Annotated in this window: 12 protein-coding genes and 4 tRNA genes; 12 read left to right on the top strand and 4 right to left on the bottom strand. The window is 66.8% G+C overall.

Annotated features, from left to right (window positions below):
• The 4 genes from LG367_RS16260 to hemA all read right to left on the bottom strand — a co-directional run bounded on the left by LG367_RS16260 (window position 1) and on the right by hemA (window position 4,761).
• Window positions 1-1,749 (bottom strand): O-linked N-acetylglucosamine transferase, SPINDLY family protein, encoded by a 1,749-nt coding sequence (locus tag LG367_RS16260; protein ID WP_226470318.1) that lies wholly within the window; start codon window positions 1,747-1,749, stop codon window positions 1-3.
• 14 nt (window positions 1,750-1,763) lie between these two features.
• Entirely contained in the window at window positions 1,764-2,216 is a 453-nt protein-coding gene (locus tag LG367_RS16255) for a GNAT family N-acetyltransferase (RefSeq protein WP_226470317.1), read from the bottom strand.
• Between the two features lie 69 nt (window positions 2,217-2,285).
• Window positions 2,286-3,389 carry a peptide chain release factor 1 gene (gene prfA, locus LG367_RS16250; RefSeq protein ID WP_226470316.1) on the bottom strand — a complete coding sequence of 368 codons (1,104 nt, stop codon included), beginning with the start codon at window positions 3,387-3,389 and terminating at the stop codon, window positions 2,286-2,288.
• 64 nt (window positions 3,390-3,453) lie between these two features.
• The gene (hemA, locus tag LG367_RS16245; RefSeq protein ID WP_226470315.1) at window positions 3,454-4,761 is read right to left on the bottom strand and encodes a glutamyl-tRNA reductase; all 1,308 of its coding nucleotides are present in this window, start codon (window positions 4,759-4,761) and stop codon (window positions 3,454-3,456) included.
• 211 nt (window positions 4,762-4,972) lie between these two features.
• Here hemA and LG367_RS16240 point away from each other — a divergent pair, with 211 nt between their 5' ends.
• The 12 genes from LG367_RS16240 to LG367_RS16185 all read left to right on the top strand — a co-directional run bounded on the left by LG367_RS16240 (window position 4,973) and on the right by LG367_RS16185 (window position 13,658).
• On the top strand, window positions 4,973-6,679 hold the full coding sequence (locus LG367_RS16240) for a tetratricopeptide repeat protein (RefSeq protein ID WP_226470314.1): 1,707 nt from the start codon (window positions 4,973-4,975) through the stop codon (window positions 6,677-6,679).
• Window positions 6,676-7,299 carry a lipoprotein insertase outer membrane protein LolB gene (lolB, locus tag LG367_RS16235; protein WP_226470313.1) on the top strand — a complete coding sequence of 208 codons (624 nt, stop codon included), beginning with the start codon at window positions 6,676-6,678 and terminating at the stop codon, window positions 7,297-7,299. The genes LG367_RS16240 and lolB overlap by 4 nt, the downstream gene beginning before the upstream one ends.
• Window positions 7,296-8,195: a 4-(cytidine 5'-diphospho)-2-C-methyl-D-erythritol kinase gene (gene ispE / locus LG367_RS16230; RefSeq protein WP_226470312.1), complete on the top strand. Its 900-nt coding sequence runs from the start codon at window positions 7,296-7,298 to the stop codon at window positions 8,193-8,195. The genes lolB and ispE overlap by 4 nt, the downstream gene beginning before the upstream one ends.
• A 57-nt stretch (window positions 8,196-8,252) precedes the next feature.
• Window positions 8,253-8,329: transfer RNA gene (locus LG367_RS16225), tRNA-Gln, on the top strand.
• Window positions 8,330-8,490: 161 nt separating this feature from the next.
• Window positions 8,491-9,450, top strand: a complete 960-nt coding sequence (locus tag LG367_RS16220; RefSeq protein ID WP_226470311.1) for a ribose-phosphate diphosphokinase — start codon at window positions 8,491-8,493, stop codon at window positions 9,448-9,450.
• A gap of 128 nt (window positions 9,451-9,578) precedes the next feature.
• On the top strand, window positions 9,579-10,229 hold the full coding sequence (locus LG367_RS16215) for a 50S ribosomal protein L25/general stress protein Ctc (protein ID WP_226470310.1): 651 nt from the start codon (window positions 9,579-9,581) through the stop codon (window positions 10,227-10,229).
• Window positions 10,230-10,277: 48 nt separating this feature from the next.
• Window positions 10,278-10,901 (top strand): aminoacyl-tRNA hydrolase, encoded by a 624-nt coding sequence (gene pth / locus LG367_RS16210; RefSeq protein WP_226470309.1) that lies wholly within the window; start codon window positions 10,278-10,280, stop codon window positions 10,899-10,901.
• A gap of 84 nt (window positions 10,902-10,985) precedes the next feature.
• Window positions 10,986-12,077 carry a redox-regulated ATPase YchF gene (ychF, locus tag LG367_RS16205; protein ID WP_226470308.1) on the top strand — a complete coding sequence of 364 codons (1,092 nt, stop codon included), beginning with the start codon at window positions 10,986-10,988 and terminating at the stop codon, window positions 12,075-12,077.
• Window positions 12,078-12,154: 77 nt separating this feature from the next.
• Window positions 12,155-13,225, top strand: coding sequence for an isoaspartyl peptidase/L-asparaginase family protein (locus tag LG367_RS16200; protein WP_264179956.1), 1,071 nt, complete (start codon window positions 12,155-12,157; stop codon window positions 13,223-13,225).
• A 78-nt stretch (window positions 13,226-13,303) separates the two neighbouring features.
• Window positions 13,304-13,389 (top strand) — tRNA-Tyr (locus LG367_RS16195).
• 39 nt (window positions 13,390-13,428) lie between these two features.
• Window positions 13,429-13,502 (top strand) — tRNA-Gly (locus LG367_RS16190).
• A gap of 80 nt (window positions 13,503-13,582) precedes the next feature.
• Window positions 13,583-13,658: transfer RNA gene (locus LG367_RS16185), tRNA-Thr, on the top strand.
• Window positions 13,659-13,776: the final 118 nt, after the last annotated feature.

Here is a 13,776-nt window from a genome sequence, read left to right as displayed (position 1 = left end):
TCAGCTTCGAGCCGTGTCGGCCAGATCGGCGGGCGCGAGGCCGTCGCGACGGCGTTCCGCCATGCGCGTCACGATGGAGGCGAAGTCGGCGGCGAAGGCGGTCATTTCGAATAATCCGGATGTGGTCACTCGCTCGCGTAGACGCGCGCGCAGCGCGGACAGGCGTTCGGGGTCGCGGCCGAGCGCGGTCGCGAGCGCGATGTACTCGGCGTCGTCGCGCACGTTCATCTCGTCCAGGCCGAGATGATAGTTGAGGCTGCCGGCCACGCGCGCGGCGAAGGTGTCGCCGGGCCGCGTCAGTACCGGACAGCCGGCCCACAAGGCATCCGATGCGGTGGTGTGGGCGTTATAGGGATTGGTGTCGAGGAACAGATCGGCGTGTTGCAGGCGCGCGAGGTATTCGGCCTGCGGTTGCTTCGGCATGAAGACCAGTCGTGAGGCGTCGATGCCGGCCGCCTGCGCGGCCGCGCGCAAGCGCGCATCAGCGCTGCCGGGGCCGGACAGTAGCCACAGCACGCTGCCTTCCACCTGCGCCAGCACCGCGAGCGCGCGCGAGAAGCTCGATGGATTCAATTTGTAACTGTTGTTGAAACAGCAGAACACCACACCATGTTCCGGCAGGCCATAGGCGCCGCGTGGTTGTGGTTGTGGGATGGCGCGACGGGTGTCGGAAGGCTGGAAGCAGCGCGGCAACCATGCCAAGCGTTCGGAAAACGATGCCGCAAGCGATGACGGCAGGACGAAAGGATCGGCCAGCACGTAATCGATCCACGGCGCGCCGGAGGTGCCGGGATACGCGAGCCAGTTCACCTGCAGCGGCGCCGGACGCATCGCCAGCACTTCCGGCGTGCCGCCGCCGCCCCAGCCGCGCAGGTCGAAGAGGATTTCGATGCCGGTATCGCGGATGTTCATGGCGACCTGCGCGTGCGGGCGCTGCGCGACATCGTGCAGCGTGTGCGCCGCGGCTTGCAGGCGCCGGCGTACTTCGCTGCCGTCGTCGCGATTCAATGCGAACAGATGCGTCTCGATGTCGGAATGCGCGGCGAGCGCTTCGAAGAACGCGACCGTCAGCAGGCCGGTCGGATGCGCGCCGAAACCATTGGACAGGAATCCGATGCGGAGCGGTGCTCTTGCGATCTGTGCTCCCGCCACCGGTGCCGACGCGGGTAGCGGGCGCACGCTGCCCGCGATTGCGCCTGCGCGCAAACGTGCGCACTGCAATTGCTCGGCGGCGCTGGCGTCTTCGCTGAGGAAAGCGAAGGGCTCGATTACGGCGCGGCCTTGGCGCACGGCTTCGCGTACTTGTTGGGTCAACCGATCCAGATCGCGCCAATCGCAGAGCCGGCGCCGCCACGCCAACAGATAGGCGGCGATCGCCGGATCGGGCGCGAGCCGATAGGCGTGTGTGTACGCGTCGTTGGCGGCCTCGGCTTCGCCGACGTCCTCCAGGACATGGCCGAGCCAGAGCGCGATGCCGGGATGGTTCGGCGCATTGCGTGAGGCCGCGCGCAGGCTCGCGGCGGCTTCGGCGTGGCGGCCCTGCATCCATTGCGCGTAACCGAGCCGCGCGAGTGCTTCCGGGTGTCCGGGCGCGAGCATGATCGCGCGCTGCGCCGCGGCGGCGCCCGCGTTGGCGTCGCCGGCATCCAGCTCGGCTTCCGCGAGCAGGACCCAGGCCATGGCATTGCGCGGTTCGCGCTCGATGGCGCGTCTGGCGGCCAGGCGACGCGGGTCGTCGCGATGGGGCATCGCGTGCGCTCCGTTCAATCCACGAGTGGCAGGCGGAAGCGCAAGGTGTCGTCGAATGCCTGCCACCCTTGCGCGCGATACAGCGCCTGCGCGGTGAGGTTGTCCGGCGTGGTTTCCAGTTCGAGGCGGGCGGCGCCGTCCGCGCGCGCGAAATCCGCGGCGGCCTGCAGCAGGCCTTGGGCAACGCCGTGGCGGCGTGCCTCCGGCGCGACGAACAAATCGTTGAGGATCCAGATGCGCGTGGCGCGCACCGAGGAGAACATCGGATACAACTGGGTGAAGCCGGCGGGTGTGTTGTCGATGTGTCCGAGGAAGATCACCGATTCGCCGCGTTGCAGGCGCGCTTGCAGGAAGTCGCGCGCGAGTTCGGGTTCCGAGCGCTGCTCATAGAAACCGCGGTAGGCATCGAACAGGGGCGTGAGAGCATCGAGATCGTCGAGGGTGGCGCGGCGGATGGAGGTCTTCATCGCTCCAGTTTCTCATGACGAGGAGCCCAGGGCTCATCATTCCCGCGCAGGCGAGAATGACGAGAAAACTCAGGCCGCAGCCGTCAACTGCGCCAGCTCGTCGGCCTGGTGTTCGCGCGACAGACGCTCGATCAACGCATCCAGCGCACCTTCCATCACGTTGGGCAGATCGTAGAGCGTGAGCCCCTCGATGCGATGGTCGGTGATGCGTCCCTGCGGATAGTTGTAGGTGCGGATGCGCTGGCTGCGATCGCCGCTGCCGACCTGCAGGCGCCGCGTCTCGGCGGTGGCCGCGGCCTGTTTCGCCGCTTCGGCCTCGGCGAGCATGGCTTGCAGGCGCTTCATGGCCTTGTCGCGGTTGGCGTGTTGCGAACGTTCGGTCTGTGATTCGACGACAACCCCGCTCGGGACGTGGGTGATGCGGATCGCCGATTCGGTCTTGTTGACGTGCTGGCCGCCGGCGCCCGAAGAGCGGAAGGTGTCGACCTTCAGATCGGCGGGATTGATCTCGATCGGCGCGCTGTCTTCCGCGATCGGAATGATCGCGACCGTCGCGGCGGAGGTGTGGATGCGGCCCTGCGATTCGGTTTCCGGCACGCGCTGCACGCGATGTGTGCCGGATTCGAATTTCAGATGCGCGTAGGCACCGCGTCCCTCGACGCGCGCGATGATTTCGCGGAAGCCGCCGTGTTCGCCGGGATTGGCCGATTCCACTTCCACGCGCCAGCCCTGGCGTTCGGCGTAGCGCGAGTACATGCGGAACAGATCGCCGGCGAAGATCGCCGCTTCGTCGCCGCCGGTGCCGGCGCGGACTTCCAGGTACAGGTCGCCGTCGTCGCGCGCATCGCGCGGGACGAGCAGGGCCATCAATGCGGTGTCGAGTTCGGCCAATCGCGTGTTGGCGGCGTCGATCTCCTCGTCGGCCAGCTCGCGCAGGCCGGGCTCGTTTTGAAGCTGGGGATCGTTGCGCATCGCCTCGGCGGCGGCGAGGTCCTCGCGCGCGCGCGCCTCGTCCGCGAGCGCGCGCGCGACCGGTTCCAGCTGCGCGAATTCGCGCGAGTAGGCGCGGAAGCGCTCCTGATCGCCGACCACGCCAGGATCGGCGAGCAATCGTTCGAGTTCGTCGCGGCGCTCGGCCAGGGCTTCGAGCTTACGGCGCAGGGTAGGGAGCATGGGATGTGGGAACCGGGAAGTGAGGGATCGGAAAACGAGGGCGACAGGAACGGAATTGTCGTCGCTACGATTCCCGATCACTCACTTTCGATGTTCCGCTTTCAGCGATTTCCGATGCCTGATTTCCGCTTTCCGGAATCAGCTTGTCGACCGCGCGCAGCAGATCGATATCGCCCGTCACCGCCGCTTCGCGCAGCGCCGCTGTCGGTGGATGCAGCAGACGGTTGGTCAAGGTGTGCGCCAGGAATTCGAGCACGGCTTCCGGCGCGTGGCCGGCGGCCAGCTGCTGCTTGGCCTTGGCCAGTACGTCGCTGCGCGTGGATTCGCCATGCGCGCGCAGGCGCTTGAGCGGTTCGTTGCGGCTGCCGGCGGCCAGCGTCTCGGCGTAGCGGGCTACCTGGAGTTCGACGATGGCCTCGGCCTCGTCGGCGGCTTCGCGGCGGCCGCGACGGTTGTCCTCCACCGCGCGTTCGAGATCGTCGACGGTGTAGAGGAACACGTCGTCGAGTTCGGCGACATCGGTGGCGATGTCGCGCGGCACCGCGAGATCGAGCAGCAGCATCGGCCGGTGCCGGCGCGCGGCCAGCGCGGTCGCGACCTGCGCGCGCGACAGGATCGGCTCGCGTGCGGCGGTGGCGGAAAAGACGATGTCGGCCGAGAACAGATGGTGGCCGAGTTCCTCCAGCGGCAGCGGCACGCCGTCGTGGCGTGCGGCCAACTCCTGCGCGTGCACGTAGGTGCGGTTGGCGACCAGCAGGCGTTTCACCTTGGCCTGCGACAGATGGCGTGCGACCAGTTCGATGGTTTCGCCGGCACCGATCAGCAGCACCACCGAATCCGACAGCCGCGCGAACGATTCCTGCGCCAGCCGCACCGCCATCGAGGCCACCGACACCGGGCTGTTGCCGATGCGGGTTTCGGTGCGCGCGCGCTTGGCGGTGACGAAGGCGTGCTGGAAGACGCGGTCGAGCTGTCCGCCGAGCGTCCCGGCACCGCGCGCGGAGGCCCAGGCCTGCTTCACCTGGCCGAGGATCTGCGGCTCGCCCAGTACCAGCGAATCCAGGCCGGTGGCGACGCGGAACAGATGACGCACGGCGTCGGCGTCGCGATGACGGTAGAGATAGGCATGCAGGTCGCCGCTGCCGTCGGCCGGGTGCGTGGCGAGCCAGTCCGTCAGCACCTGTCCGTCGCCGTCGGCTTCGGCATACAGCTCGGTGCGGTTGCAGGTGGACAGCAGCGCCACTTCATGGACCCCCGGCAGCGCACGCAGCGCCGACAGGGCGCCCGGCACGGCGTCGTCGCCAAAGGCGACGCGCTCACGCAGGGCGACCGGTGCGGTCTGGTGGTTGATGCCGAGGACGAACAGGCTCATGGCTGGCTGGTGGGCTTGCTATGACAACAGTGGAAATGGCGCCATACCGGCTGTGGTGCAACTGTGATGGCGTTCGAAACTTCCGGTCCGCCGGCTCGGTCTCACGACCGATGTCGATGGAGCATCGGTTAAGCGCGAGGCCTCATTCGTTCAGTTGCGTGCGATAAGCTCCCTCTCATGAGGCCGTCATTCTACGGCCTGGCAGTGCCCGATGCGTTTTCCCCGGATTTTCTTCCCACTCCCCTTGTTGCTCTCCGCCGTCGTTCTGGCGCCCCCTGCGCTGGCGCTGGACCGCCCGGCCGGTGAAACGAAGGCTTCACGCTCGGCCAAGACGCCGGCCGCCGACACCCTGACCGCGACCCTGGCCGGCGAATACGCCCTGCAGGCCGGGCGGCTGGAGGAAGCCGTCGACTGGTACCTGCAGGCCGCGCGCAGCGCCGACGGCGATGCCGGACTGGCCGAGCGCGCCACCCGCATCGGCCTGCTCGCCAAGGACAACGCCCGCAGCGAGCAGGCCCTGGCGCTGTGGCGCCAGCGCGCGCCGGCGTCGCTGGGGATGCGCAAGGCCGAGGCCATCCTCGCGCTGCGCAACGACGACGTGCGTACTGCGCGCAAGCTGCTGGAAGCGATGATGCGCGACTCCGATCCGGATGGCTGGCGCGAGGCGGTCCGCGCGATCGGCTCCGGCACCCGCAATCCGACGGTGGCCGCCGACCTGCTGCGGCAGCTGGTCGACGCCGGCGCCGTCCCGAACGAACTGCAGGCGTGGCTGACCGTGGGCGGACTGGCACAGCAGCTGGGCGAGCCCGCGCTGGCCGAGCGCGTCGTCAAGGACGTGATCAAGCGTTTCCCCAACGAACCGCGCGTGGGCCTGCTGCACGCCAACCAGCTGCGTCAGGCCGGAAAGCCCGAGGAAGCACGCCAGGCACTGGCCGCGATCGACGAGCGCGCGCTGCTCATGCCGGAACTGCGCATGCTCGTCGCCAGCGAATACAACAACCTCGACGATCCCAAGACCGCGGCCGACGTGCTCGCGAACGGACCGCAGACCGAGGACACCTGGGGCCTGCGCGCCGTGCTGCTCGACAAGGCCAAGGACAAGCCGGCGTTGCAGGCGCTCTACGACGAACTCAATCGCGATTCCGCCAGTCCCGATTCCGAACGCCGCCTGCTGCTCGGGCAGGTCGCGGAATTCCTCGAACGTTACGACGAGGCGCTGAACTGGTACGGCAGCATCCCGGGTGGACAGGATCGCATGCGTGCCCGGCTGCACTCGGCCAAGCTGCTGCACGACATCAAGCGCAAGGACCAGGCGTTTGCCGACCTGCGCGCGATGCAGTCGGACGCTTCCATCGACGACGAAACGCGCAGCAACGCCTACCTGCTGGAAGCGGAACTGCGCAAGGAAGACCAGGACGACCAGGGCGAACTCGATGCCTACGCGCGCGGTCTGGCCGCCTATCCCGACGACAGCGCGCTGTTGTATTCGCGTGCGCTGATGTGGGAGCGCCGCGACGACGTGCCGCGCGCGGAAGCCGATCTGCGCAAGATCCTGGTCGCCGAACCCGACAACACTAGCGCGCTCAACGCGCTCGGCTACACGCTCGCCGACCGCACCACGCGTTATGCCGAGGCGCTGGAACTGATCGATCGCGCGCGCGTCGCCGAACCCGACAACGGCGCGATCATCGACAGCCACGGCTGGGTGCTGTATCGCCTCGGCCGCAAGGAGGAGGCGCTGGTCGAACTACGTCGCGCCTACACGCTGTCGAAGGACCCGGAAATCGCCGCGCACATCGCCGAAGTGCTGTGGATGAGCGGCAAGAAGGACGAGGCGCGCAAGTATTTCGACGAAGCGCGCAAGCTCGATCCTGACAATCGTGCGCTCAAGCGCGCGCTGGAGAAGACGGGCGCATGACGCTGCGGGTTTTCGTGCTTGCCGCGGCCGTGCTCGCCCTTGCCGCGTGTACGACGACGCCACGTCGGGGCGGACAGGTGCCGCCGCAGGGCGTCCTCGCCGACGCGGGCGCGCGCGAAGCCGCGCGCGCGACGCGGCTGCGCGCGATCAGCGATTGGTCGTTCACAGGGCGCATCGCCGTTTCCAACGGCCGCAACGGCGGTAGCGGCCGTATCGAATGGCGCCAGCAGGGCGATCGTTACGAAGTCGCGCTCAGCGCTCCGATCACGCGCCAGAGCTGGCGCCTGACCGGCGGCCCCGACGGCGCGCGCCTGGAAGGCCTCGAAGGCGGCACGCGGCAAGGTCCCGATGCGGCCGGACTGCTGTTCCAGGCCACCGGCTGGAATATTCCGGTGACGGCGCTCGCCGACTGGCTGCGCGGCTTGCAGGCCCAGGGTGCCGCCGAGCCCAAGATCGAACCGGGCTGGGATGGCCGGCCGGTGAAGATCGAGCAGGCCGGATGGGGCATCGACTACGAATGGCCGAAGCAGGGCGATCTGCCGAAGCGGCTCGATGCCCGGCGCGATCGGGCGCGGGTGAAGCTGGTGGTCGACACCTGGAACGGCGCGACCGAGCAATGACCCACGCGGCCGATGATCAAACCGGCTGGTCCGCCTGGCCCGCGCCGGCCAAGCTGAACCTGTTTCTGCGGATCACCGGCTGCCGGGCGGACGGGTATCACCTGTTGCAGACCGTGTTCAGGCTCTTGGACTGGGGGGATTCGATCCGTTTGCGGGTGCGCGACGATGGCGTGGTCGCGCGGCACGGCGCTTCAGTGGATGGCGTGGCGGAAGCCGACGATCTTGCTGTCAGAGCGGCCAAATTGCTGAAATCCGAATCTAATTCCCGGAAAGGTGCCGACATCGTCGTCGAAAAGGCGATTCCGGCCGGTGCCGGCTTCGGCGGCGGCTCTTCGGACGCTGCCACCGTGCTCGTGGCCCTGAACCAGCTTTGGGGCGCCGGACTCGATACCGACCGCCTGGCCGCTCTCGGCCTGCAATTGGGCGCCGATGTCCCGGTCTTCGTCCGCGGCACCAACGCCTGGGCCGAAGGGGTGGGCGAGGCGCTCACGGCGCTGGACCTGCCCCCGGCCTGGTATCTGCTGGCCGATCCCGGCGTCCATGCCGCCACCGCGGCCTTGTTCCAAGCATCTGAATTGACGAGGAATGCTCCGCCCGCGACAATATCCGACTTCGTTTCGGGTTCCAGGCTCGGCAATGCTGCTTCACTGGGCAACGCTTTTGAGCCCGTGCTGCGCCGCCGCGAACCGGCCGTCGAGGCTGTGTTCGCCGCGCTGTCGCAGGTGGGTTCGCCACGTCTGACCGGGTCGGGGAGCGGCTGCTTCGTCGAATTCGCCGACCGCGAATCCGCGGAGGCTGCGCTGACGCGACTTCCCTCCGGGCTCAAGGCCTGGGTGGTGGAAGGCGCGTCGCGATCGCCGTTGCTGGATGCGCTCGAAACGTATCGGCTGTCATGAATTCGTAAGTCGTGAGTTTGTAATTCGTAGGAGCGTTCCTACAGCAGTTTCCAGTGCAGGGGCGTCGCCAAGAGGTCCAAGGCACCGGGTTTTGATCCCGGCATTCGCAGGTTCGAATCCTGCCGCCCCTGCCATATGCGGGTCCCTCCGCAAGAGTCCGCGCATTCATGCGCGGGCTTTCCACAAGAAAAGCTCGCACGTCGATCATCGTGTGCGGGATTTTCAAAATCAGCCCGCATGTTTCGGCATGTGGTTCTAGTGAGCCCCTTCGGTCAGAGCGATGCGGAGCAGGAAAATGAAAGAAGAGAGCAACTTGCTGATCTTCTCGGGTAATGCGAACAAGCCGCTGGCGCAGGCGGTGTGTCGCGAACTCGGGGTGAGGCCGGGCAAGGCGCTGGTCTCGACGTTCTCGGACGGCGAGGTGCAGGTCGAGATCGAGGAAAACGTGCGCCGGCAGGACGTGTTCGTGGTGCAACCCACCTGCGCGCCCACCGCCGAGCACTTCATGCAGCTGCTGGTGCTGATCGACGCGCTCAAGCGCGCATCGGCCGGCAGCGTCACCGCGGTGGTGCCGTATTTCGGCTACGCGCGGCAGGATCGGCGCCTGCGCTCCTCGCGCGTGCCGATCACGGCCAAGGTGGCGGCGAAGATGATCACCGCCGCCGGCACCGACCGGATGCTGACGGTGGATCTGCACGCCGACCAGATTCAAGGCTTCTTCGACATCCCGGTCGACAACGTGTACGCCTCGCCGCTGCTGCTCGCCGACATCTGGCGCGCGCACGGCACGGACAACCTGATCGTGGTCTCGCCGGACGTCGGCGGCGTGGTGCGCGCCCGCGCGATCGCCAAGCGCCTCGACGACGCGGACCTCGCGATCATCGACAAGCGCCGTCCGAAGGCGAACGTGGCCACGGTCATGAACATCATCGGTGACGTCGAGGGCAAGATCTGCGTGCTCGTCGACGACATCGTCGATACCGCGGGCACCTTGTGCGCTGCGGCGGCGGCGCTGAAGGCGCAGGGCGCGACCAAGGTGGTCGCGTACTGCACGCATCCCGTGCTTTCGGGCGCGGCGATCGACAACTTGAACAAATCGCAGCTCGACGAGTTGGTGGTCACGGACACGATCCCGCTGACCGAGGCGGCCAGGGGCTGCGGCCGCATCCGCCAGCTCAGCGTCGCCGAGCTGCTCGCCGAGACGATCCGCCGGGTCGCGTTCGGTGAGTCGGTGAGTTCGCTGTATTTGGATTGACGCAATTCGCGAGGCGGCCTGGCCGCTCCGCAAACCGGCTTCGGCCGGCGCTTCAGGGCTCTTCTGGTCGCGGAAGAGTCTCATCCCCGCCGCGAGGCGGTTCATCGCAAACAAGTGAGTAAACAGCAATGGCAACCCAACACACAATCACGGCCGCTGGTCGCAAGGACGAGGGGAAAGGTGCGAGCCGCCGCCTGCGTCGTGCGGCGCAGATTCCGGCTGTCATCTACGGCGGTCACGCCGATCCGCAGAGCATCCAGCTCGAGCACGAGAAGACCTGGCTGGCTAGCCAGCACGAGTGGTTCTACTCGTCGATCCTCGATCTGGAAGTCGACGGCAAGGTGCAGAAAGTGCTCCTGCGCGACATGCAGCGCCATCCGTTCAAGCAGCTGATCATGCACCTGGACTTCCAGCGCGTGAGCGAGAACGAAGCGATCCGCGTTTCCGTGCCGCTGCACTTCCTCAACGAGGACAAGTCGCCGGCCGGCAAGTCCGCCGAAGTGGTGGTCACGCACGAGCTCAACGAAATCGAAGTGAGCTGCCTGCCGAAGGACCTGCCGGAGTACATCGAGGTCGATCTGAGCGATCTCGCGCTCGGCACCACCGTCCACCTGTCGCAGATCAAGCTGCCCAAGGGCGTGGAAATCCCCGAGCTGAAGCTCGGTGCCGACCATGACGTCGCCGTCGTGGTGGCTCGTCACGCCCGCGTCGAAGAAGAGCCGGCCGCGGAAGGCGAAGAAGCCGCCAACGGCGAGAAGAAGGAAGAAGGCGACAAGTAATCGTCGCCGCCGCCGCGCCCGTGACGGACGCGGCGGCTGTTTCTCTCGATGGCAGGCTTGCGACTCATCGTCGGGCTGGGCAATCCCGGTCCCGAACATGCACGGACCCGGCACAACGCCGGGTTCCGTTTTGTCGACGCGCTCGCGGACAAGACCGGCGCGCGTTTCAACATCGACAGCAAGCTGTTCGGCGAAAGCGCCAAGGCCGAGATCGGCGGTCGTTCGGTGTGGCTGCTCAAGCCGGCGACTTTCATGAACCTGAGCGGCAAGTCGGTGCTGGCGGCGCTGCGCTTCTGGAAGATCGAGCCGGAAGAAGCATTGCTGGTGCATGACGAACTCGATCTGCCGCCCGGCGTCGCGCGCCTGAAGTTCGATGGCGGCCACGGCGGCCAGAACGGCCTGCGCGACACCATCCGCCTGCTCGGGCACGGCAAGTTCCATCGTCTGCGCATCGGCATCGGCCATCCCGGCCACAAGGACAAAGTCACCGGTTGGGTGCTGGGCCGCGCATCGAGCGGCGACGACATCGAGATCGCCCGCGCCATCGACGATGCGCTCGACGTGCTGCCGCTGGCGGTGCAGGGCGATATCAACGAAGCGATGAAGCGGTTGCACACGGTTCCGGGAGACGGGAAGCGGGAGGCGGGAGGAAAAAGCAAGAACAACGACTGATCATCACCGGCGTCATCAGACGCGATACGGGAGCTATTGCCTTGCGACGTCTCCCGTCTCCCGTTTCTCACTACCCGGATTCTCATGGGCATCAAATGCGGCATCGTCGGCCTGCCGAACGTCGGCAAGTCGACGCTTTTCAACGCGCTGACCAAGGCGGGCATCGCCGCGGCCAATTTCCCGTTCTGCACCATCGAGCCGAACGTCGGCGTGGTGCCAGTGCCGGACCCGCGCCTCAACGCGCTGTCGGAGATCGTCAAGCCGCAGAAGGTGGTGCCGACGGCGGTCGAATTCGTCGACATCGCCGGCCTTGTCGCCGGCGCGGCCAGCGGTGAAGGGCTTGGCAACAAATTCCTCGCGCACATCCGCGAGGTCGATGCGATCACGCACGTGGTGCGCTGCTTCGAGAACCCTGACGTCATCCACGTCAACAACAAAGTCGATCCGATCGCTGACATCGACACGATCGATACCGAGTTGGCACTGGCCGACCTGGAATCGGTGGACAAGGCCCTGCAGCGCGCCGAACGCTCGGCCAAGACCGGCGACAAGGATGCGAAGGCGCGCGTCGATGTGCTCGCCCGCGTGCGCGCGGGCCTGGACGCCGGCAAGCCGGCGCGCGCGCTGGGCTTGTCCGACGACGACAAGGCGATCGTGCGCGATCTGTTCCTGCTCACCCTCAAGCCGGTGATGTACGTGGCCAACGTGCTGGAAGATGGCTTCGAGAACAATCCGCACCTGGACGCCGTGCGCGCGCGCGCCGTGGGCGAGGGCGCGGAAGTGGTGCCGGTGTCGGCGGCGATCGAGGAAGAACTCTCGCAGCTCGACGACGCCGATCGCGACGCCTTCCTGACCGATCTCGGTCTCGACGAGCCCGGCCTGAACCGCGTGATCCGCGCCGCCTACAAGCTGCTCGGTCTGCAGACCTATTTCACCGCCGGCGTAAAAGAAGTGCGCGCCTGGACCGTGAGGGCCGGCGCCACCGCGCCGCAGGCAGCGGCCGTGATCCACACCGATTTCGAGAAGGGCTTCATCCGCGCCGAGACCATTGGCTACGACGACTTCATCAAGTACAAGGGCGAAGCCGGCGCGCGCGATGCCGGTCGTCTGCGTCTGGAAGGCAAGGAATACCGGGTGCAGGAAGGCGACATCCTGCATTTCCGCTTCAACGTCTGAGGCGGGAATCGCCAGTCTTAGAGCGGCGGTCAGCCCTTAGAATCGACTCCGGAAGATCGCTCCGGAGGAAGGGCACGATGAAGGCGGTGCGCGGGTTTCTGGCCGTCTCCGTGGCGCTGCTGTGCCTGCCGGCGTTCGCGGGCGAGCCTGCCGGCGACACGGTCCTCGCCATCCACGGTGGTGCCGGAGTCATCCGCAAGGGCATGACGCCGGAGTCCGAGAAACAGGTTCGGGCGGCCCTGGCGTTGGCTCTGCGCAAGGGCCACGAGCAGCTGGCCGCCGGCAAGCCGGCCCTGGACGCGGTCACGGCCGCGATCACCGTCCTGGAGGACGATCCCCACTTCAACGCCGGCAAGGGCGCGGTCTTCACCCATGAGGGCCGCAACGAGCTGGATGCCTCGCTGATGGACGGCGCCACGCTGAAGGCGGGAGCCGTCGCGGGCGTGCGCCGGGTCAAGAATCCGATCCTGCTGGCGCGGGCGGTCATGGAGCATTCCCCGCACGTGATGCTGACGGGCGAGGGCGCCGAAGCCTTCGCCAAGGCGCAGGGGGTGGAACTGGTCGATCCGGGCTATTTCCGCACCGAGGAGCGTTGGCGGCAGTTGCAGAAGGCCCTCAAGGAAGAGAAGGCCGGGCGGGCCTATTCAGATCCGGACACCGCGAAACATTTCGGAACCGTCGGCGCCGTCGCCCGCGACACCCAGGGCCACCTGGCCGCGGGCACGTCCACTGGCGGGATGACCAACAAGCGCTACGGCCGGGTCGGGGATTCCCCGATCATTGGCGCCGGGACCTACGCCAACGCCGTCTGCGCGGTCTCGGGGACGGGTTGGGGCGAGTTCTACCTCCGCGTCTCGGCAGCTCATGAGATTTGCGCGCGCATGGCCTACCGTGGCGAAACCGCGGCGCAGGCCGGCGAGGCGGTCATCAACCGGCAGATTCCCGCCCTGGGCGGGGACGGCGGCGCCATCGTGCTGGCCGCCGACGGAAGCGTTGCCATGCCTTTCAACACCGACGGCATGTTCCGGGGCTGGATCGGCGCCGACGGGATCCCGCACGTGGCGATCTACGCGGAAGAGAAGCTGCCCATGCCCGTCGGGGCGCGGCAGGCGCGGACGGAAGCCCCGGCACGCCCGTCCGACAATTAGAAATCCGTCAACAGCCGTTGACATCAAAACGGCTCAGCGTCAAAATCGCGGGCTGTTTCACGGGTTTACGCAACGACCGGAGGGATACCCAAGCGGCCAACGGGGGCAGACTGTAAATCTGCTGGCTTACGCCTTCGGTGGTTCGAATCCACCTCCCTCCACCAAGCCCGATGCGTTTCAGCAACCAGGTCAAGCATCACGGCGCGGGAGTAGTTCAATGGTAGAACTGTAGCCTTCCAAGCTACTAGTGCGGGTTCGATTCCCGTCTCCCGCTCCATTGCTGCTCCTTGGCGTTGCTGCCTTTGAGACATTGCAGTTTCAAGCATTGATTTTTCTGCAACACGGACACATTTCATCGCTCACGTAGCTCAGTCGGTAGAGCACCTCCTTGGTAAGGAGGAGGTCGATGGTTCGATTCCATTCGTGAGCACCATACAAAGCCCGCGCCCTGCGCGCGGGGCCACCAACGCAACATTCCAGTCATCCAACTGTTCAACGAGAAGCAACCATGGCCAAGGGTAAGTTCGAGCGCACCAAGCCCCACGTGAACG

Source organism: Luteimonas panaciterrae (genome assembly GCF_020511115.1).
In the GTDB taxonomy this organism is placed as follows: Bacteria; Pseudomonadota; Gammaproteobacteria; order Xanthomonadales; family Xanthomonadaceae; genus Luteimonas; species Luteimonas panaciterrae.
The sequence above is the reverse complement of the archived record's forward strand: the minus strand, read 5'-3'. Positions and strand labels throughout refer to the sequence as shown.